Annotated in this window: 17 protein-coding genes and 1 riboswitch; of the genes, 4 read left to right on the plus strand and 13 right to left on the minus strand. The window is 43.0% G+C overall.

The genetic code is table 11. The features are described from left to right. Nucleotides 1–54 precede the first annotated feature (54 nt). Entirely contained in the window at nucleotides 55–1,026 is a 972-nt protein-coding gene (locus tag JMW61_RS03670; RefSeq protein ID WP_227687349.1) for a hypothetical protein, read from the minus strand. Nucleotides 1,027–1,292: 266 nt separating this feature from the next. Beyond that, nucleotides 1,293–1,826 (minus strand): type IV secretion protein Rhs, encoded by a 534-nt coding sequence (locus tag JMW61_RS03675; protein WP_227687411.1) that lies wholly within the window; start codon nucleotides 1,824–1,826, stop codon nucleotides 1,293–1,295. Between the two features lie 430 nt (nucleotides 1,827–2,256). Here JMW61_RS03675 and JMW61_RS03680 point away from each other — a divergent pair, with 430 nt between their 5' ends. Together JMW61_RS03680 and ribBA are read left to right on the plus strand one after the other, a co-directional pair. Continuing rightward, on the plus strand, nucleotides 2,257–3,546 hold the full coding sequence (locus JMW61_RS03680) for a replication-associated recombination protein A (RefSeq protein WP_201549658.1): 1,290 nt from the start codon (nucleotides 2,257–2,259) through the stop codon (nucleotides 3,544–3,546). Between the two features lie 349 nt (nucleotides 3,547–3,895). Then, a complete protein-coding gene (ribBA, locus tag JMW61_RS03685; RefSeq protein WP_110922039.1) occupies nucleotides 3,896–5,008 on the plus strand; it encodes a bifunctional 3,4-dihydroxy-2-butanone-4-phosphate synthase/GTP cyclohydrolase II in 1,113 nt (370 codons plus the stop codon). 137 nt (nucleotides 5,009–5,145) lie between these two features. On the opposite strand, the gene JMW61_RS03690 is transcribed toward ribBA, so the two are convergent. The 6 genes from JMW61_RS03690 to JMW61_RS03715 all read right to left on the minus strand — a co-directional run bounded on the left by JMW61_RS03690 (nucleotide 5,146) and on the right by JMW61_RS03715 (nucleotide 11,161). Beyond that, complete coding sequence (locus tag JMW61_RS03690) at nucleotides 5,146–5,637, minus strand: acyl-CoA thioesterase (RefSeq protein WP_201549659.1); 492 nt, start codon at nucleotides 5,635–5,637, stop codon at nucleotides 5,146–5,148. A 61-nt stretch (nucleotides 5,638–5,698) separates the two neighbouring features. Next, complete coding sequence (locus JMW61_RS03695; RefSeq protein ID WP_201549660.1) at nucleotides 5,699–6,640, minus strand: hypothetical protein; 942 nt, start codon at nucleotides 6,638–6,640, stop codon at nucleotides 5,699–5,701. Nucleotides 6,641–6,696: 56 nt separating this feature from the next. Continuing rightward, complete coding sequence (locus tag JMW61_RS03700; RefSeq protein ID WP_201549661.1) at nucleotides 6,697–7,650, minus strand: uroporphyrinogen-III synthase; 954 nt, start codon at nucleotides 7,648–7,650, stop codon at nucleotides 6,697–6,699. A 97-nt stretch (nucleotides 7,651–7,747) separates the two neighbouring features. Next, on the minus strand, nucleotides 7,748–8,782 hold the full coding sequence (hemC, locus tag JMW61_RS03705; RefSeq protein WP_201549662.1) for a hydroxymethylbilane synthase: 1,035 nt from the start codon (nucleotides 8,780–8,782) through the stop codon (nucleotides 7,748–7,750). Nucleotides 8,783–9,048: 266 nt separating this feature from the next. Next, entirely contained in the window at nucleotides 9,049–9,786 is a 738-nt protein-coding gene (locus JMW61_RS03710) for a LytR/AlgR family response regulator transcription factor (RefSeq protein WP_110922044.1), read from the minus strand. 328 nt (nucleotides 9,787–10,114) lie between these two features. Next, nucleotides 10,115–11,161, minus strand: a complete 1,047-nt coding sequence (locus JMW61_RS03715) for a histidine kinase (protein ID WP_227687350.1) — start codon at nucleotides 11,159–11,161, stop codon at nucleotides 10,115–10,117. A gap of 206 nt (nucleotides 11,162–11,367) precedes the next feature. Here JMW61_RS03715 and argH point away from each other — a divergent pair, with 206 nt between their 5' ends. Both argH and JMW61_RS03725 read left to right on the plus strand, forming a co-directional pair. Continuing rightward, on the plus strand, nucleotides 11,368–12,741 hold the full coding sequence (gene argH / locus JMW61_RS03720; protein ID WP_197129426.1) for an argininosuccinate lyase: 1,374 nt from the start codon (nucleotides 11,368–11,370) through the stop codon (nucleotides 12,739–12,741). Nucleotides 12,742–12,881: 140 nt separating this feature from the next. Beyond that, a complete protein-coding gene (locus JMW61_RS03725; protein ID WP_110922046.1) occupies nucleotides 12,882–13,172 on the plus strand; it encodes an oxidative damage protection protein in 291 nt (96 codons plus the stop codon). An 89-nt stretch (nucleotides 13,173–13,261) separates the two neighbouring features. On the opposite strand, the gene phoU is transcribed toward JMW61_RS03725, so the two are convergent. The 5 genes from phoU to pstS form a co-directional block, all read right to left on the minus strand. Next, nucleotides 13,262–14,056, minus strand: a complete 795-nt coding sequence (gene phoU, locus JMW61_RS03730; protein WP_201549664.1) for a phosphate signaling complex protein PhoU — start codon at nucleotides 14,054–14,056, stop codon at nucleotides 13,262–13,264. A 118-nt stretch (nucleotides 14,057–14,174) separates the two neighbouring features. Continuing rightward, nucleotides 14,175–15,095 (minus strand): phosphate ABC transporter ATP-binding protein PstB, encoded by a 921-nt coding sequence (gene pstB, locus JMW61_RS03735; protein ID WP_201549665.1) that lies wholly within the window; start codon nucleotides 15,093–15,095, stop codon nucleotides 14,175–14,177. 78 nt (nucleotides 15,096–15,173) lie between these two features. Then, complete coding sequence (gene pstA, locus JMW61_RS03740; protein ID WP_201549666.1) at nucleotides 15,174–16,088, minus strand: phosphate ABC transporter permease PstA; 915 nt, start codon at nucleotides 16,086–16,088, stop codon at nucleotides 15,174–15,176. 99 nt (nucleotides 16,089–16,187) lie between these two features. Further along, nucleotides 16,188–17,141 (minus strand): phosphate ABC transporter permease subunit PstC, encoded by a 954-nt coding sequence (pstC, locus tag JMW61_RS03745; protein ID WP_194196189.1) that lies wholly within the window; start codon nucleotides 17,139–17,141, stop codon nucleotides 16,188–16,190. Between the two features lie 166 nt (nucleotides 17,142–17,307). Then, nucleotides 17,308–18,480, minus strand: a complete 1,173-nt coding sequence (gene pstS / locus JMW61_RS03750) for a phosphate ABC transporter substrate-binding protein PstS (protein ID WP_201549667.1) — start codon at nucleotides 18,478–18,480, stop codon at nucleotides 17,308–17,310. 331 nt (nucleotides 18,481–18,811) lie between these two features. Continuing rightward, a riboswitch (TPP riboswitch) is annotated at nucleotides 18,812–18,942 on the plus strand. Nucleotides 18,943–19,168 lie beyond the last annotated feature (226 nt).

Here is a 19,168-nt window from a genome sequence, read left to right on the forward strand (position 1 = left end):
GCCATTGTGCGGGATTTTTTATTGCTTAGAAATTGTCTTGATTACTAGAAATATTTATTTAAACGATTCTAAGGTCTGCTCGTACTTGGCAATTTGTTCATCGTATCCTTCAATTGTCTCGTTAAACTTAGACATGAGCGACTCAAACTCTTTTTGCTGATCAATTTTCATCTGCTGCATATCAATGACTTGCTGGGCTTCTATTTGCTCCCAAACTTGATGTTGGATTATCAACCGTGCCAGCGCTGGACTCTTGGCACTGACTCTCCCAGCAATTTCTGCGCTTTCAAACAACTGTGGCGCCAATGTCGCTATATTAATTAAAGTATTGATATCTTCTGCATTAAGCGGAGACGTCACAGGTTGGTAAAGGGCATCCATCGCTTGCTGATAGCTGTCAATTATTTGATCTTCCGTCATCATAGTAGGTTTACGCGGCTCAAGACTGATACGTTTTAAGACAGTTAAATCTCGCTCACCCACTTCTGTACTGGTATTAATATCAGCCGTAGCATCACTATCTACAGCAGTAGTATCGACCAAATTAGGAGGTACGGTGACTGAAGAAGTAGGATCGGCTGCATTTTTATCACTACTATCAATGATATCGTTAGTATTATCGGTCTTGATATTAGTATTGAGTAGCGAGTCTGCATTTTCTGAGGTATCAGCAACTTCCAGTGATTCATACTCTGCTTGTAAGCGGCGCTGTAACCCTTGCATCTGTGTGACGTAAATGGGCTGGAACTGCTTTATACGAGCAGCGGCCGCATCGCTTTGTGCCATTAGCTCACTGTCTTGAGCGTTTTCTGGATCACTGGTCTGACTGGCATCGACTACAGGCTGTGTATCTGACTGCTGCTGACAACCTGTCAATAAAATTATGCCGGTCAGTGTTGCCGCTAGCAGTGTTGAGGACGAGCGCCGTAGGTGAACACTCTCATTAAGAGAGTTATCATGGTCCAAACGGTTATTCGCTTTACGGCTAGCATTGAGGGCAAGCTTTCCTGGCAAAAATTTAAACATGAGTGTAAATATCCTTGTTAAAGCACAAATATTAAAAGCTATAGCTACCGTAGCAATCCTTTGCTAATTTACTTTTCTCAGAGTTATCGTGACCTTGTAAAGCACAAAGCATGCTTTATACTAATTCTTATCATATAGTCATTCCACTATAAAAGTATTACTGCTTTAACCTCATTTGAAGTATTAAACATACATCTACACTCGGTTGCCTTGTACTACTTTTAAATTGAATCAGCTATAGTCACTATCTATCTCTAATAAGACAATTAAATTGTGAACGAGCTATCTGTATTTTTTGTTTCGTCGATAGAGCTTGTGACCAAAAATGGAATGCAGGCTTCCAAAGCTTGGCAGTCTTGCCCGCGCCGATGACGAATAAAGTAATCCTGTACCATGCGTGCTTGCTGCTCGATACCATACTTAAAAAAGGGCTTCCCTACCTCAAGCACATAATCATAACGACGATCGATAACCGCACCACGCACGACCTTTAAACCTTGCTGCAACTGCCAGACATGGGTCAGCTCATGTATCAGCCAGCTTTGCTTACCTAGTGAAGCCTCGCTAAAATCTGTAATCCAATCTGCAGGATTAAAGTAAATATTGCCATTAGGGCTAACGGCATAATTTTTTAGCACCCACCAAGCAGTCTTAAGCTGAACACCATCAAGGTCAATGCTGTCACCGAATACTGAACGTGCTAGCGTCACCTCGCTCACAGTGAGTAAGCGTGATTGCTGCTGTGCACTGCGATATAAACATCGATTCAAAAAACGCTTAAATATCGATTGAGACGTCATCACTGTAATACCTTATGCTTGATAGACCACTTTTAATAAATTATGCTTGGTGAGCCATGTTTATTGATACTGCTCATCAATATAACTGAACCGTTAATAGGGATAAAGTCTGAAAACCAAAGTAGCTGGGACATAAGCTATACACTTAGCGAGCTTTCATTAACATAAGATTGCGTTAGCCTATCGTGTAGACACATAGCAAATATAGTCGATTCAATTAGCTTTTTTTTATTGCTAAGATCTAATATTCATTTAAGGTCTAATATTCATTAATGCGAAAACCATGCCAAGCAGGTAGAAATGTTTAGCTTCAATAAAAATGATAAATATAGCGTGGTGTGTAGCGGTTTAGATGACCCCATAAAAACTTATTTACCATTGCTGTGACAGACAAATTGATTGCTGTTTAAATTGATAATAGAGAAGCCCTATGCCACCTAGTTTTCATGCTGATACTCCACTTGCTCAGCGCATGCGCCCAAACACGCTCAATGCCATTATCGGTCAAGAGCATTTACTGGCCGCAGGTGCACCTCTGCGACGTTTGGTCGAACAAGGGCATTTGCCATCAATTATTTTGCATGGGGAAGCAGGTATCGGTAAAACGACGATTGCTATGCTGCTAGCAGACGCTGTTGGTCGTCCCTTTCATGCGCTGTCCGCGTTGAATACTGGGGTTAAACAGTTACGCGAAGTCTTAGATAATAAGGATTCACTGACATTTGAATCACCTGTGGTCTTCATTGATGAAATTCATCGATTTAATAAGGCACAGCAGGATGCGCTACTGGGCGCGGTAGAGTCTGGCGATATCACTTTGATTGGTGCCACGACCGAAAACCCCTCATTTAGCGTCAATAACGCCCTACTATCACGTTGCCAAGTGTATCGTCTAGAACCTCTGACACCAGAACAGATCGGTGCCGTGTTACAGCGAGCACTGTCGGAAGACAACGTGCTAAAAGAACTGACTGTCGATTTGCAAGCAAAAGACACTATCAGCCAACTGGCACATGGTGATGCTAGAAAAGCATTAAATTTATTAGAGCTTGCCATTCAAACGGCTGACCCTAAGCAATCACCGATTATCGTTGATGATGCATTGGTCGGTCGGGTAGCACAGACTGCACTGATCCGCTACGATAAAGATGGTGAGCAGCATTACGATATCGTCTCAGCAATGATAAAATCCGTCCGGGGCTCTGACCCTGATGCAGCACTGTATTGGATGGCTCGGATGCTAGTGGGCGGTGAGCCTGCTGATTTTATTGCGCGGCGTTTGGTTATTTTGGCCAGCGAAGATATCGGCAATGCCAACCCTAATGCCTTACTTCTTGCTGATGCAGCACTACGCAGTGTGCAATCCATAGGTATGCCTGAGGCACGTCTAATTTTAGGTCAAGTGGTGGTTTATCTGGCGACCAGTGCCAAAAGCAATAGCACCTATAAAGCAATCAATGCTGCGATGGCGTTGGCAGAAAATGATGCCTCTCCTGTACCGCTACATCTACGCAATGGCGTGACCAAGCTGATGCGACATCAAGGCTATGGTCAGAACTATGTATATCCTCATGACTACCCCAACCATTATTATCCGCAGTCTTATTTACCAGATAACTTAGTCGGTACACGCTTTTACGAGTTTGCAGACAATCAGCGAGAACAACATAGCAAACAATTTATAGATTGGCTGAAAACCCAAGCGGCAAGTAATGACTAACCCCGTATAGACGTGCCATCTTATTATGTGACGTGTGCTTTAATGCCTGAATAGTAGCGATTATTGATAATACTTATGACTATTTTTGACATACTGAACGATATAGTGGGAAGATGACACAGCACGTTGCGATGAAAAGCGTTAAAATGACCTCATAATGAACTATACAAGCAATTAAGTGAGTCACCTTTATATCAAATGATATTGCTTATAGCGCGCTTTGCTTGACCGTAATAGCGCTTTGCTTGACCGTAACAGCGCTTTGTATTATCTACTGCTCTAATAGACAGATAATGCTTTAGATTCCAAATCACACCTATCTATAAATAATAAAATATTGAGATTTACTATGAGTTTAAATACGATTCCTGAGATTATCGAAGACATTCGTGCTGGTAAAATGGTCGTCTTGATGGATGATGAAGACCGCGAAAACGAAGGTGATATCATCATGGCAGCGACCCATGTGCGCCCTGAAGATATTAACTTTATGATTACCCATGCTCGCGGCTTAGTCTGTTTGACCATCTCACAAGCTCGTGCGCATCAGCTGTCTTTACCGCTTATGTCTGAACGTAACGAAGCTAAATTCAGCACTAACTTTACCGTATCAATTGAAGCCGCTGAAGGCGTTACGACGGGTATTTCTGCTGCCGATCGCGCTCGTACCATTCAAGCAGCAGTGTCTGCTACTGCTAAAGCTGAAGATATTGTACAGCCTGGCCATATCTTTCCTATCATTGCGCAAGATGGTGGTGTATTGCATCGCGCTGGTCACACAGAAGCGGGTTGTGACTTATCACGCCTAGCAGGCCTTGAGCCAGCATCTGTGCTGGTCGAAATCATCAATGCTGATGGTACGATGGCACGTCGTGATGATCTAGAAATATTTGCAAAAGAACATGATCTAAAAATAGGTACGATTGCTGATCTTATCAACTATCGTATTGCGAATGAACAGACAGTAGAAGAAGTAGAATCATATCCTTTTGAGACTGAACATGGTACGTTCACTTTGCATCGCTTCCGTGAATTTGGTGCTGATGAGACTCATTTAGCGTTAGTCAAAGGCGATGTCAGCGAAGGAGTCAGCACAGTACGTGTTCATGGCTTCCATCCATTACGTGATTTGTTTGCGGCTAAAAATGACATGACTGGCCGTAGTGGCTGGAGCGTACAAGCGGCATTAAAAGAAATTAGCGCCTCAGATCGCGGTGTATTGGTTTGGATTGGTAGTAACCAACCTGTTGATTTAGGGGATGCGTTAGATAAAGCCGCAGACAATGAATCGCAATCAACACTTACTCAGCAGCCGTATCGTAGCGTTGGTGTTGGCGCACAAATATTACGTCACTTAGGGGTTCGTGACATGCGTCTACTGTCATCACCGATGAAGTTTTATGCGTTATCAGGTTTTGAGTTAAACGTGGTCGATTTCGTTCAAGCACCGCAACAAGACTAATATTTGTTTGTGTTATTGAGTCGAAAAATTAAGCTTAAAAAAGGCACGCTACTCCAATGTTAGCGTGCCTTTTTTGTGTTTAATGATGTTATTTTCTCTTTTGACGCATCCACTTATATAGAGTAATCCTTTGAGTTTTAAGACTCAGGCGTATGACCAAATTTTGCCTCTAGTGCTAATAGCCGTTCACGCTCCTCGATTGTCCATGGTAATTTATCCTTTCCACTACTATCTAGACGCACCACAACTGCCTCAGCCGTCGCAACGACTGCCTGTTGTGCCGTACTGTAGTAACTGTACTCTATTACGATGCTGGTCCTACCCAAGCGCTGACAACGCACACCCAATAATAAAGTATCTGGATAAATCACAGGACGTAAATATTGACAGCTAGATTGCGCCAATACGGTGATCATACTACCGTCAAACATTCCTAATGCCTGCAAATATCCAATACGTGCTGACTCAGCATAGCGATAATAAACGACATTGTTTAAATGATTAAAGGCATCCATTTCGCCCCAATGAATGGGTTGATGATGAATCACTGGATAATAGGACAATTCGTCAGGATTATGGTTTTCTGCGATAGTAGAGGCCAAATGTGATTCTTGGTTCAAACTGTCCATAATGTCATTTCTCTTATTCTTTGTATTAATAAATCTTTGGCACAATAGGGTCTGTTGAACATTAACGTTTTGGTTGATCCAAAATCTGTGTCGTCAACAATGGTGTTGGTTTTGGTGCATTGGCAATTAATCGATCTAACCAATCTATAACTTCTGGAATATTTGCAGGTGATGATTTGGTCTGTACATTGGTCTCGTTAGCCGCTTTTTTTGTACTTGCCGATGTTTGCTTGTCTGAATTTTTTGGCTCTAGACTTTGAGGGACTAGACTCTGCAATTGCTTTCGCGCTTGCGTTAAGTAGCTGATAAATTGATCTTGCTCACGCATATTACTGGCTTGATTTGCGAGATTCAATGTCATGATGACTTCATGAATCACGAGCTGTCTACGTGTTAGACCTGCATCATTATCGGTAATTTTCGTCTGTGTCGCCGTATTAGTCGCACGCTCATGACTGTGCAAAAAATCTTGAATGTTTTGGATGGCTAAGTTTTGTAGCTGCCAAGGACTAGGTTGTGAGCTTCTGGCTTGTAGACGCTCGATATCTTTCATCAAGCTTTGTTTAATAACGATGGTCAGCGCTGGCGCAATCTCATTACTACTTTGTGAAAGCTGCCAATGTAACCCTCGCAGCAATTCAATCGCTGCATTATCATTATTATCTACCAATAACCTATCAGCGGCTTGTATTTGAATACGTAATAAATCTAGCTGGTTTTGAGCTTGACTGCTAACAGTGGCACTAGGCTTTGGTAACGTCTGTTGACTCATCGAAAATAAGCGATCATCCATCTCATTAAGACGACTGGCGATTTGCTCATTGCTTTGCAAACGATCATTGACGTTATTTTGAAAACGCTGTTGACTGATATAAAGCCAAAACAACGCAGCAACCAGCAACAGAATAACGAACCATTGCAGTCGCACCAACAACATATTTGCTTGCCGGCGTTGTTGAACAGCCGAAGGTTCCTTAGGTAACGATTCAGAATTAATTGACATAAGGCAACGCCGTTATTGGTAGGTTTAAATATAGTTAAAATTAAGAATGCAAAAAATTAATGTTTCGATCTGATCGCAGCGAGGATAGTTTCTGGCGCCAAGTCTTCCACACGCCAACAATATAGTTGCTGCTCTGCAACCATATTAGCTAAGCGCTCGCCTAGTACCACATACGCAAAATCTTCTAGCTCAAGTGGTCGAAGAACTGTATCAGCAGCTGGTTCTAGGCCCTTCTCTGCCACAGCGCTAACGATGGTTTCCCAATGCTCAAAGGCAGCACCACTACTGACAACCACGATTGGCTTCGGCTGCTCTGATAACGCTATATCTTGCTTCGAACAAGATGTCAGAAAACCTTGTAGCCACTGCTCATATTGCGCGCTTGCCTCTACAGGCATTTTTCGCTCATACCAAGCAATGCTATCGACATGGACACCACGCGCCTGTAATGCATCGACCAATAATCGCCGACCACCAAGCCCACGCCATACCAGCAGCTTATCACCTGCCTGCAAACTCTCAATCTCAGGCATCGCCAACATACTTTCATTATTGGCAACTTCTGGCTGGCGCACCTGATACTCTAACTCATGAGCAAGGCTATTACTTAAGACCGCCGCCGTCGCCTCACCAACTGCAATGATATGGCTTGGTGCTTTTACAGGTGCATCTACTTGATCATTTTCGTCATCTCGCACTTGATTCTCATGCTCCAGCATTTGCCAGACAGCTAGACCTGCAGCGGCCGCCGTTGGACTGACGATAACAAGTGCCTTATAAGCCCCTGCTAGCCACTGCTGCATCAACATAATGTCATCATCAGTCGTTGGGCGCGACTGTAGCGCCAACATTGGCATCTCAACCACACTCAACCCCGCCGCTTGTAAGTGCTGCGTCAGTGGTGCTGACCGCTCTACTGGGCGGGTATTGATGACGACTTGTGGTAGCAACAGATGGGCATCCGTTGCCTGACCTTTATGCACAGATTTGGCGTAAATTGACGATGACATAGACGTACCATGACAAAAGACTGATAAAGTTGGCTTAACCACCCATCAACATCTACAGTGAGGCCGTTATGGCTAAGCTAATAAAGATACTGACGTGTTATTCAGGGTAATAAATCGCTGATAAGATATCACCAGCGCCATCGGCAAGTAGGAGCTTAGCAACATCAATACCAAGTTGATTGGCCTGTATTTCTTGCTCTTCTTGCGTACCGACTAATGTGACACGCTTTTCTGCCTTTAATAACTGGCTACCATCAGCTTGACCTACTCGGCCACGGAGCCACAACACATTACCATTGTCGTTATTACCGTTATCGCCATTGTCATCGTTATTGGCATCTGTCTCACTAGCCATCTGTAAAACAGCATAGGCTGCAATAGGCACTTGGCAACCACCCTCTAAATGACGGTTTAGCGCTCGCTCTGCGATAAGACGAATACGGGCTTTATCGTCATTAAGCGGTGCTAGTAGCTTTAATACTTCATCGTCACCTTCACGGCATTCAATTGCTAGCGCACCTTGTCCAACTGCAGGTAAGCAAGCATCAATTTCAAGCTCACCGCGTATACGCTCATCCAGCTCAATGCGCTGTAAGCCACTGGTCGCTAGAATAATCGCATCATACTCGCCCGCGTCTAGCTTACCCAAACGAGTACCAACATTACCGCGCAAAGTCTTGATCTGTAAGTCTGAGCGATAAGCTTTGATCTGACACTGACGACGCAAGCTAGACGTTCCCACTACTGCGCCTTTTGGCAACTCATCAATACTATTATAAGTATTAGAGACAAAAGCATCCGTAGGTGAAGCACGTTTACAATAGACACCTAGCGTCAACCCTTCAGGCAGCTGCATCGGCACATCCTTTAATGAATGGACTGCAATATCCGCTTGCTTGTCATACAACGCTTGCTCAAGCTCTTTGACAAATAATCCTTTGCCGCCAATTTTGGCCAACGGTGTGTCTAATATCTTGTCACCCTTAGTGACAATTTTGAGCAAGTTAATCGTTAATTCAGGATACATCTCTAATAGCCGTGCACGAATATGCTCAGCTTGCCATAGTGCTAAAGGACTCTGACGTGTAGCGATGTTTAAAGTGGTCAATGCAGGTTGCTGCGAATTGCTCATAAAGGGCCTCAATAAGTTCGGTATTATTATGTTGGTGCTGTAATGTTGGGCTGTGCTGTCAGTGCTGCTCGTATCTGTACGGCATAATATCTTTGTAGTATGACACCCGTACTAAACAATGCGGAAAATTGCCTCAGTAAACGAGCGCTATACACCTGTTATAGTGAATACTGACGCAAAAAAATACCCCTATTTAAGCATAAATAAGGGTTTGATGATATGGGATGATTATTTCGCTATTAAAACAGCAAGTTACATGTTTCAAGTTACATACTTTGAATTTTGTCACGTAGTGCAGGCAAGTGGCGACGACTAACGGCTAGCGTCTCATCAATACCTTTAAAACGTATCTGATACTGCCCTGCATCTAACGTTTCTAAGTAATCCAAAAAGCTGAGATTGATAATTGCGTTACGATGCACGCGAAATAGTCGATCTTCAAACTCTTGCTCAAGCTCTTTTAGCGTTTCATCAATCAGTACAATGCCATCTTTGTGGCGTACTTTGACATACTTTTGATCGGCCGTAAAATAGTAAATATCTTTAAGCTTAATAAGCTCTACACCTCGATGAGTACGAGCAGCAATATGTTCGCGTACTGGCCGTGCGGTGGGATCTTCTAGCTTACGAATTTCATTCAACTGAGCAGCATTTAGATTTTTAGCTTTATTCAGCGCTTCTACTAGTTCATCTTTATTAGCAGGCTTCAATAAGTAGCCAATCGCATTGGCTTTTAAAGCAGCAATTGCATAATGATCATAAGCCGTGACAAATATAATCGCTGGTGGGTGATCAAGTTGCGAAAGCTCTTGAGCACAGCGTACACCATCCATTTCAGGCATACGGATATCTAACAATATGATATCTGGCTGCTGCGTTTTAACAGCCATAATGGCTTCTTTACCTGTTGTTGCTTGAGCGACCACTTGATGACCTGACTCTTGTACAATTCGGACCAAACGCTCACGCGCTAGCGGTTCATCATCACAAACTACAATACGCATGCAAACTCCCATCCCTGGACAAACTTAATACTTTCAATAGACATTACAAACATACTATCACTCATTACCATTCGCTTAGCATAAAAATATTTAATAAAACCACAAATAAAAAATTCTATAATAACCGATAAATCAGGGCTAATAATAAATTTAATACGAGGCTATTTTTTGTATCTCGTTTTTCATGTTTATTTATTCACCATCAATAATAATGATTCTTAATCACTACTAAATACAAAGTAAAACAATAATATAGATATACAATGCAATATGTATGCCACGGTTATTTATTTATAAGAAAAATAAAAAATAAGTAATGAAAAAATCATCATAGACTGACGTCTTGTAGCGGATAGTCAATAACAGTAATAATTTGGGTGTTGGTCACTGTGCTTTTAATATCAGCACTTTGACCGAAATAGGAACGTAAACGCTCAGCTTGAACATAAAAACTCATGTTTTGGCGTAAATCATGATTAATGATTAAGGTTCTTTTGGGAAGGTCGACACCAATTACAATCATAACCTGATGCTGCTGCCACGTTACTTTAATATTGATACAAATAATTTCAGTGGTCATCTCAACCACATTTAGCAGCATTCGTTCCAATATACTCTGCAGGGTTAAGGCATTGATAACCATGTCATACATAACGTCTTCGTCAGGTAGATCCCATGTCACCTCAAGCTTATCTGCCAAACGGCTAGCTTCAATCGCCAAATAATGCTCACATAGAGCGATCTCTTCTTCGAAGCTAATCTCGCGCGCACCATTAAAACTGGCACGAAATAATGCGGAAACGTTCTGTAGTAAGGCAGCAGCTCGTGGTGGGTTAGATTCGATAAGTGACACAAGTGTGTTAAGGGTATTAAAGAAAAAATGCGGGGAGAGACGTGCTTTGATTATATCGTTTTGGGCACTTAGCTTGTGTTCAAATGATTGCTTGAGGGCATTCATCTCGCGATAGCGGCGTAAAAAATACAGTAGAAATATCAAGGCAAAACCACCAGCACTCAAGGTATCAATTAATATATCTGGAATGAACGTCTGATGATTATAGTCAATCCAACCCATATTAATCATAATAAGACTGATTAGCGTCATTGAAATGGCATAGGTAGTCATTAGTATACTGACTACGTATACCGTAACTTTGGGGATGCTCATACTTTTAAAGATATGGCGCAGATAGTCAATGATATACAGCGATGGCATGATGCTCAAAATATTTTGGAGCAACCTGCTCGAGAGTTGCATCAAAAAATCTGCCCAAGTGGCGATCTCGTAACGATGCGTTACCGTTACGAATATCGACCAAAAAAAGACATACAACAGCCACTGCCAAACTTTCATGACATCCATGAGCTTGGGCATAAAAAACTCTAAGCGCTCCGCTAGCAAGGCTACCTCATCCTTTGCTATACTCGAGTTCTTATTCTCTTGACTTGTCTTGTACCGATATGAACGCCAATTCTTCAAACCTTAGTAATCCCGAATCAAATGTAACTGCATCTGTCTCTGATTCTAGCACAGATGCCTCTACAACAAATAACAGCCCTACAAGCAGTCAGGGTCAGCAAATGTGGGGCGGTCGCTTTAGTGAAGCGACAGACAGCTTCGTTGCTGCCTTTACCGCATCTGTCGGCTTTGACCAACGTTTTGCACGTCATGATATTCAAGGCTCGATCGCTCATGCGACCATGCTCAAAGAATGTGACATTCTGACTGCTGACGAAGTAGCCACTATCATCGATGGCCTGCAGCAAGTGTTGCGTGAGATTGAAGCCGGTGAGTTTAACTGGTCAATCGCGCTCGAAGACGTACACATGAACGTCGAATCACGTCTGACTGACATTATAGGTGCGGTTGGTAAAAAGCTCCATACTGGCCGTAGCCGTAATGATCAGGTGGCTACCGATATTCGTCTTTGGTTGCGTGAAGAGACGGATAACATCATCGCTCTATTGGTACGTTTGCAAAGTGGCTTGCTAGATTTGGCTGAGCAACATACCGATACCATCATGCCAGGCTTTACCCATTTGCAAACGGCACAGCCCGTCAGCTTTGGTCATCACGTGATGGCATGGTTTGAGATGTTGTATCGCGATACTGAACGTTTGGTCGATGCGCGCCGCCGTATCAATCAGATGCCACTTGGTAGCGCAGCGCTCGCTGGCACAACGTTCCCAATCGATCGTACGATTACTGCTGAACTGCTTGGTTTCGAAGGTATCTGCCAGAACTCTTTGGATGCAGTTTCTGATCGTGATTTTGCTATTGAGTTTACCTCTGCCGCGTCTATTCTCATGATGCACATGTCACGCATGAGTGAAGAGATTATCCTGTGGATGTCAGCACAATTTAACTTCGTACAGATTCCAGATCGCTTCTGTACTGGCTCATCTATCATGCCACAGAAGAAAAACCCTGATGTACCTGAATTGGTACGCGGTAAAGCAGCACGTGTCTTTGGTCAACTAATGACTCTGCTTAGCCTGATGAAGAGTCAGCCACTGGCCTATAACAAAGACAATCAAGAAGACAAAGAGCCACTCTTTGATTGCGTCGATACCCTTACCGGCTGTTTATTGGCTTTTGGTGATATGCTACCTAACATCACGCCTAATAAAGAAAACATGCGTGCTGCCACCATGAAAGGCTATGCGACTGCCACTGACCTTGCAGATTATCTGGTACGCCAAGGTGTTGCGTTCCGTGATGCCCATGAAGTGGTTGGTAATGCCGTTGCTTTGGGTATCAAAGAAGGCGTTGATTTGAGTGATTTATCATTGGCACAGCTACAGCAGTTTAGCGATGCTATCGGTGAAGATGTCTTTGATTATCTAACGCTAGAAGGCTCATTAGCAGCCCGTGACCATTTAGGTGGCACTGCGCCGAATCAAGTAAAAAAGGCCGTAATCAATGGTCGTGCTCGTTTGAAAGTTTTTGCTTAAAAGCGACTCTATAACCAAGTAGTTTATTACTCTAATAATTGAAAAACACCCGCTACTTAGGCGGGTGTTTTTGTTACCATAAGCAGGTAACGTCATTTAAAATATATTTATAAAGACCCATACATAATAAGGAACGCCTTATGACTGAGACTTTTAACCCTCAAGCCAATACTGTATTTTGCCGTAAATATAAGCAAGATTTGCCAAAGATGCCACACCCGCCTTTTCCTAATAAAAAAGGTCAGGAGCTGCAAGAAACCGTATCTGACAAAGCGTGGAAAGAATGGATCGAACACCAAACCATGCTGATCAACGAAAATCATTTAAGCATGATGGATCCTGCCGCCAAAAAGTTCTTAACTGAGCAACGTGATAAATTTTTGGATAATGAAGATTACGAACGTGCGCAAGGTTGGACACCCGAAAGCTAGCCTTTCCTCGCTTTCTGATAACCATCAAAAAACGCGCTATTTTATATAGCGCGTTTTTTTAGGCTCAAATACCAACTGAATAGTTTTTGCTAGTCTTCATCACTGTCTGACGCATCGAAATCAGAAGCGGCCATTGTGGCTGATGTTATATTGACTTGGCGCGCTGCCATACGGTCATTGGCTTCTTGTACGGCTTTTTCGACCATTGCATAATCAGAATGACGAACATCTTGACCACTACTATAGTTAATCACCAGCTCGGCGACATTTTGTGCATGATCGCCAATACGCTCAAGCGCGCGCAATACCCACATAATATTGATTACTTTTGAGACATGGCGTGAATCTTCCATAATATAGGTCATTAGTGCGCGAATAGCCGACTGGTATTCATCGTTGACCACATTGTCATTACGCATGACTTCAAACGCTTGCTCCGCATTCGACTGACTAAAAGCCTCTAACGCGTTGTGTAGCATGAGACGAACTTGATTACTTAGGTGCTGTACTTCTGAATAGCCGTACGACAACTTCCCTTGTGCAGCGATTTTATTTGCCATTTGAGCAATTTTTACGGCTTCATCACCTATACGTTCTAAATCAACCACGCCTTTACTGATGGACATGACCAAACGTAAATCACTGGCGGCAGGCTGGCGTTTTGCGACCAATAACAAAATATGCTCATCCAACTCCACTTCCATTCGATTTATCTCAAAATCTAGATCGATGACCTCTTGTGCCAACGTTTCATTTTTATCGATAAGCGCATGAATGGCTTGGGCCACTTGGTCCGCGGCCCTATCACCCATGTATAGAAACAACCGAATGGCTTCGTCAAGATCTTGGTCAAAACTTTTAGAGATATGCTTATCACTTTGCATAAGAGGTATTCCCTGAAATCCATGTATTAATAGCGCGATGAGATTTTTAAGTTAAACGAATTGGCTCACGAAACACTATCAAACGTATCGAGCATTTTTCACTTATTGATGCTCAGTGTTAGCCATAACGACCTGTAATATAGTCTTCTGTCGCTTTCTGAGCAGGCTTAGTAAATACTTGATCCGTCTCACCCATCTCAATCATATCGCCCAAATACATATAGACGGTGTAATCAGATACACGCGCCGCTTGCTGCATATTGTGAGTGACGATGGCGATCGTATAGTCTTTTTTAAGATCTTCAATCAAATCTTCGATAGCACCCGTCGAGATAGGATCAAGCGCGGATGTCGGCTCATCGAGCAATAACACTTCAGGCTTGGTCGCGACACTTCGGGCGATACATAAGCGCTGCTGCTGTCCGCCTGATAAAGACAATCCAGAAGCCTTTAGTTTGTCTTTTACTTCTGGCCATAATGCAGATTTTTTGAGTGCCCATTCCACGCGATTGTCTAGCTCAGCCTTGCTTAACTTCTCATAAAGGCGTACCCCAAAGGCGACATTGTCATAAATCGACATTGGGAATGGGGTCGGTTTTTGAAAGACCATGCCGACTTGGGCGCGTAGCAGATTCACATCGACGTCTTTACCCAAGATGTTATTGCCATCAAGATTGATACTGCCTTCGGCACGCATACCTGGATACAAGTCATACATACGATTAAAGGTACGTAATAGCGTGGACTTACCACAACCTGATGGGCCGATAAAAGCGGTTACTTTTTTATCAGGGATATCGATATTGATGTTTTTCAGTGCTTGGAAATCACCATAATAAAAATTTAAATCACGAATCTGCATTTTTGCCGGCGGCATATTTTGCGGGAGATCATGAAGGGTTTGTTTGGTCAGGCTGGCAACATTTGGCTGTTCCATTTGTGTGCTAGTGGACATCGACCTGTTTAGTAGATTGCCTGTTGTCGTATTAAACTTATCAGCAGTCTTTTCTACACGTTTTTTGCTTACGACGTCATTCATAATGTTATCCAACCTAGCTTAATTGATTTCGTATAAGTGTGAGTAAATACTTGGTGTTATGTCATCTGACATCAGGCTTTATTTGACCTGACCTCTACTACCAATGAATCTCGCCAAAATATTGAGTACCAAGACAGAGGTAGTAATAAGGAGCGCTGCTGCCCATGCTAAAGTATGCCAGTTGTCATAAGGACTCATCGCAAACTGGTAGATCGTATTTGGTAAGTTGGCAAGGGGTTGACTCATATCAGTGCTAAAATACTGGTTGTTCAGCGCGGTAAATAGCAATGGTGCCGTCTCACCCGTGATTCTCGCAAAGGCCAATAACACCCCTGTGGTCAGTCCAGCTCTAGCAGCTTTAATCGTTACTTGCGTCACCATCTTCCACTTGGGTGTACCCAATGCATAGGCGGCTTCGCGAATGCTATTAGGAACCAGATTCAGCATATTTTCAGTGGTACGCACGACCACAGGAATAACGATTAGTGCCAATGCCAATGCGCCCGCCCAACCAGAGAAACTTTGACCTTTTACCATTAGCGCATAAATAAATAGACCGATAACAATAGATGGTGCTGATAACAAAATATCATTTAAGAATCGTGTTACCTTGCCAAGCATACTGCCTTGAGAAAACTCGGATAAATAAATACCTGTCATCAATCCGATAGGTGCCCCGATAAACAATCCTGAAAACGCTAACATGACTGAACCGACAATCGCGTTGCGTAAACCGCCTGCACTCATAGGCGGTGGCGTATCAGCAGTAAAGATAGGCAGCTGCACCATGCCTTGGAAGCCTTCAACAAAGAGCGTAAGCAAAATCCAAAACAGCCAAAACAAACCAAAAACCATTGCCGTCATGGCAAACCCAAGGCCTACTTTATTGGCCCAGCGGCGCTTATTATATAAGCTTCTGTTATAGCGCCCTTCAAAACCCGTGTTCAGCGGTGACGGTGCATTGATTGCGTTGGTAGCATTGTTAGAAGGCATAAAATGTGTTTCCCGTATTTTTATCAATACCAATAACCATCGACACTTAACTTATTGATTGCATCGAACTGACTCAATGAAACTGAGGCAATCTAACGACTAACGATTACCTGCTTTTTTGTCCATACTCATGAGCATCAGCTTAGCAAGCGATAATACGATGAAGGTAATGACAAATAAGATTAAGCCCAGATGTAATAAGGAAGCCAAATGTAGCTCACTCGACGCTTCTGCAAATTCATTTGCCAAGGCCGACGTAATCGTAACGCCTGACGTAAAGAGACTTGGACTGATATTAAAGGCATTACCAATCAAGAAAGTTACCGCCATCGTCTCGCCCAATGCACGACCCAATCCTAAGATGACGCCACCTACCACACCTGCTTTGGTATAAGGCAGAATAATCTTGAACATGACTTCCCAAGTCGTCGCACCCATTCCATAAGCGGACTCTTTAAGCAGATCTGGCACGACAGAAAAAACATCACGCATGGTGGCGGCAATGAATGGAATAATCATGATGGCCAATACCAATGAGGCGGTAAACATACCTAGCCCCATTGGTGCACCCGTAAATAGCTTACCGATGATAGGCAGTGGGCCAATGTGCTCAATGAACCATGGCTGAATGTGATCGCCAAAGAAAGGCGCAAATACAAACAATCCCCACATACCGTAAATGATAGAAGGGATACCAGCCAATAGTTCAATGGCAATGCCAAGTGGTTTTTTTAAGAACTTTGGGCACATTTCGGTTAAAAATATGGCAATACCAAAGCTGACTGGAACGGCAATTAAGATGGCGATAAATGATGTCACCAACGTGCCGTAAATAGGCGCTAATGCACCGTACTCATTAGCAACTGTATCCCAGTTATTGCTGGTATAAAAGCCCAAACCAAATGCTTGAATGCTCGGCCATGCGCCGACGATTAAAGAAACTAAAATACCACCTAAAGACATTAGGACAAGAATGGCAAAAGCTTTGGTTGCATTAACAAACAAAAAATCGTAACGTTTTTGTTTAGCCAATTGGGACCTTAAATCATTCATAAGTGTCTCAGCATTGAATAGGGTTGAGTCAAAATATTAGAAATCTTTATTGGGTTTTATCACAATAAACTTAGGAGCAAACTTACTGTGATAAAACCTCTCAAATAACTACCGGAGAATAGTTATTCGAGAGGGTAACTCTTAAAGCTTATTCAGTAGATAACAGTTACTGAGCCGGCTTGTAGACTGGTTGTCCATCACTGCCTTTCACGTCATTCCATTTGGCTTTGAATAAGGCAACAGCCGTATCAGAGAATGGAACGTAATCTAGTGCCATGGCATCATCGTCGCCTTGGGTATAGGCCCAATCAAAGAAGTTCAACACGCCAGCTACTTGCTGAGGATTTTCTGGTTGCTTGTGTACTAAGATAAAGGTTGCAGCAGCGATAGGCCATGCTTGCTCAGTCTCAGAGTTGGTGATAACTTTATAAAAGCCTTCTTGCTGTGACCAGTCGATGTCACCAGCCGCTGCAAAGGTTTCTGCAGAAGGTTGCACGAAGTTACCCGCAGCATTTTTTAGCGCTGTGTGTGACATTTTATTTTGCTTGGCATAAGCATACTCAACGTAGCCAATAGAGTTTTTCATACGGTTTACGTAGCTTGATACGCCTTCGTTACCTTTACCGCCTGCACCGGTAGCAGAGGTTGGCCATTTCACAGTCTTATCAACGCCGACGCTATCTTTCCAGTCTGTTGACACTTTGGCTAAGTAATCAGTGAAGTTAAAGGTTGTGCCTGAACCGTCTGAGCGGAATACGGTCGTAATAGCAGCATCAGGCAATGTCAAATCTGGGTTCATTGCTTTGATAGCCGGATCATTCCAGTTGCTAATTTTGCCCAAATAGATGTCTGCTAACGTTGTACCGTCTAACTGTAATTGACCAGGCTCAACACCGTCGATATTTACGATAGGTACGACACCACCGATAACGGTTGGAAACTGAATCAAGCCTGCTTCGTCTAACTCTGCAGGCGTCATCGGTGCATCAGAAGCGCCGAAATCGACAGTTTTTGATTGAATTTGTTTGATACCACCAGAGGAGCCAATTGATTGATAATTGACTTGACCACCAGTCGCACCATTGTAGTCATAAGACCATTTGGCATAGATAGGCTGCGGGAATGAAGCACCTGCACCCGTGATATTCATTGCGATATTCTCAGCAGATTTAAAACCTGTATCAGCAGAAGGCGTGCCTTGAGTCTGAGTGGTTGTTTCAGCCGTGGTGGCAGCGCTACTGGTAGTATCAGCAGCTGGCTCTGCCGTATCTGTTGACTTATTACACGCCGTAAGCATTAATGTACAACTAACGGCAACTGCTAATAACGAATAACGCATATAAGACTCCTGAAGTTTAACAACGATACAAAAAAGCATTGTTTGTGACATGCGTGCTATCTTGCCAAGTTTTTATGACAGTTTAATGACAACCTTATGAATCTTTCATTTGCTGTAATAAATGTGCAATTCAAGGAATCTTAGAAGAGTAAAGATACGCCCGATTATTACAGCACATTTATTAAGTAGTAGTTAAAGAGCGCTTATCGAAGGGTGCTCATGTTCTGTGCTTATCACAGATTTGAAATCTGCTATGTAGATGGAACACCTATGGCCAAATACTATTAGCCCTCATAGCAGAATTTTGTTAGTATGAAGGGGATTCACAACACTGACAGACTCGGGGTGCGGTGTATTATTGGCTCGCTTTATTAAAGTAGATGTCCTAATACATTCGCTGAGAGATCACCCGCCGAACCTGATGCGGTTAGTACCGACGCAGGGAAGTCTTAAGCACTTTGTTATTTATAGCAAGGGACGTGCAGAAATGCCTTTTTATCTTCATTACTATCTTGGTGTGCGTGATGTACTACTAAATAGTGAAGACTGATACAAAGCTGCGTCCAACGTTTGATGAGTATCACTCACGACTATATCACTCAGTTTTAGTCGCGAACGATGCTCATGAGCTGAACTTGCCCAAATTACAAACGCTACCCCCGCAGATACTGGCGGTGTTGATTTTATT

The sequence above is a fragment of the Psychrobacter fjordensis genome (assembly GCF_904845995.1).
GTDB classification, from domain to species: domain Bacteria; phylum Pseudomonadota; class Gammaproteobacteria; order Pseudomonadales; family Moraxellaceae; genus Psychrobacter; species Psychrobacter fjordensis.

What these genes read in the sequence shown, in the direction of transcription:
- JMW61_RS03695 (WP_201549660.1), bottom strand. Translation starts at nt 6,640, where the DNA reads ATGTCAATTAATTCTGAATCGTTACCTAAGGAACCTTCGGCTGTTCAA.
- JMW61_RS03715 (WP_227687350.1), bottom strand. Translation starts at nt 11,161, where the DNA reads ATGCCCAAGCTCATGGATGTCATGAAAGTTTGGCAGTGGCTGTTGTAT.
- pstS (WP_201549667.1), bottom strand. Translation starts at nt 18,480, where the DNA reads ATGCGTTATTCGTTATTAGCAGTTGCCGTTAGTTGTACATTAATGCTT.
- pstC (WP_194196189.1), bottom strand. Translation starts at nt 17,141, where the DNA reads ATGAATGATTTAAGGTCCCAATTGGCTAAACAAAAACGTTACGATTTT.
- pstB (WP_201549665.1), bottom strand. Translation starts at nt 15,095, where the DNA reads ATGAATGACGTCGTAAGCAAAAAACGTGTAGAAAAGACTGCTGATAAG.
- phoU (WP_201549664.1), bottom strand. Translation starts at nt 14,056, where the DNA reads ATGCAAAGTGATAAGCATATCTCTAAAAGTTTTGACCAAGATCTTGAC.
- argH (WP_197129426.1), top strand. Translation starts at nt 11,368, where the DNA reads ATGTGGGGCGGTCGCTTTAGTGAAGCGACAGACAGCTTCGTTGCTGCC.
- JMW61_RS03670 (WP_227687349.1), bottom strand. Translation starts at nt 1,026, where the DNA reads ATGTTTAAATTTTTGCCAGGAAAGCTTGCCCTCAATGCTAGCCGTAAA.
- JMW61_RS03700 (WP_201549661.1), bottom strand. Translation starts at nt 7,650, where the DNA reads ATGTCATCGTCAATTTACGCCAAATCTGTGCATAAAGGTCAGGCAACG.
- JMW61_RS03690 (WP_201549659.1), bottom strand. Translation starts at nt 5,637, where the DNA reads ATGGACAGTTTGAACCAAGAATCACATTTGGCCTCTACTATCGCAGAA.
- JMW61_RS03680 (WP_201549658.1), top strand. Translation starts at nt 2,257, where the DNA reads ATGCCACCTAGTTTTCATGCTGATACTCCACTTGCTCAGCGCATGCGC.
- pstA (WP_201549666.1), bottom strand. Translation starts at nt 16,088, where the DNA reads ATGCCTTCTAACAATGCTACCAACGCAATCAATGCACCGTCACCGCTG.
- JMW61_RS03675 (WP_227687411.1), bottom strand. Translation starts at nt 1,826, where the DNA reads ATGACGTCTCAATCGATATTTAAGCGTTTTTTGAATCGATGTTTATAT.
- JMW61_RS03725 (WP_110922046.1), top strand. Translation starts at nt 12,882, where the DNA reads ATGACTGAGACTTTTAACCCTCAAGCCAATACTGTATTTTGCCGTAAA.
- JMW61_RS03710 (WP_110922044.1), bottom strand. Translation starts at nt 9,786, where the DNA reads ATGCGTATTGTAGTTTGTGATGATGAACCGCTAGCGCGTGAGCGTTTG.
- ribBA (WP_110922039.1), top strand. Translation starts at nt 3,896, where the DNA reads ATGAGTTTAAATACGATTCCTGAGATTATCGAAGACATTCGTGCTGGT.
- hemC (WP_201549662.1), bottom strand. Translation starts at nt 8,782, where the DNA reads ATGAGCAATTCGCAGCAACCTGCATTGACCACTTTAAACATCGCTACA.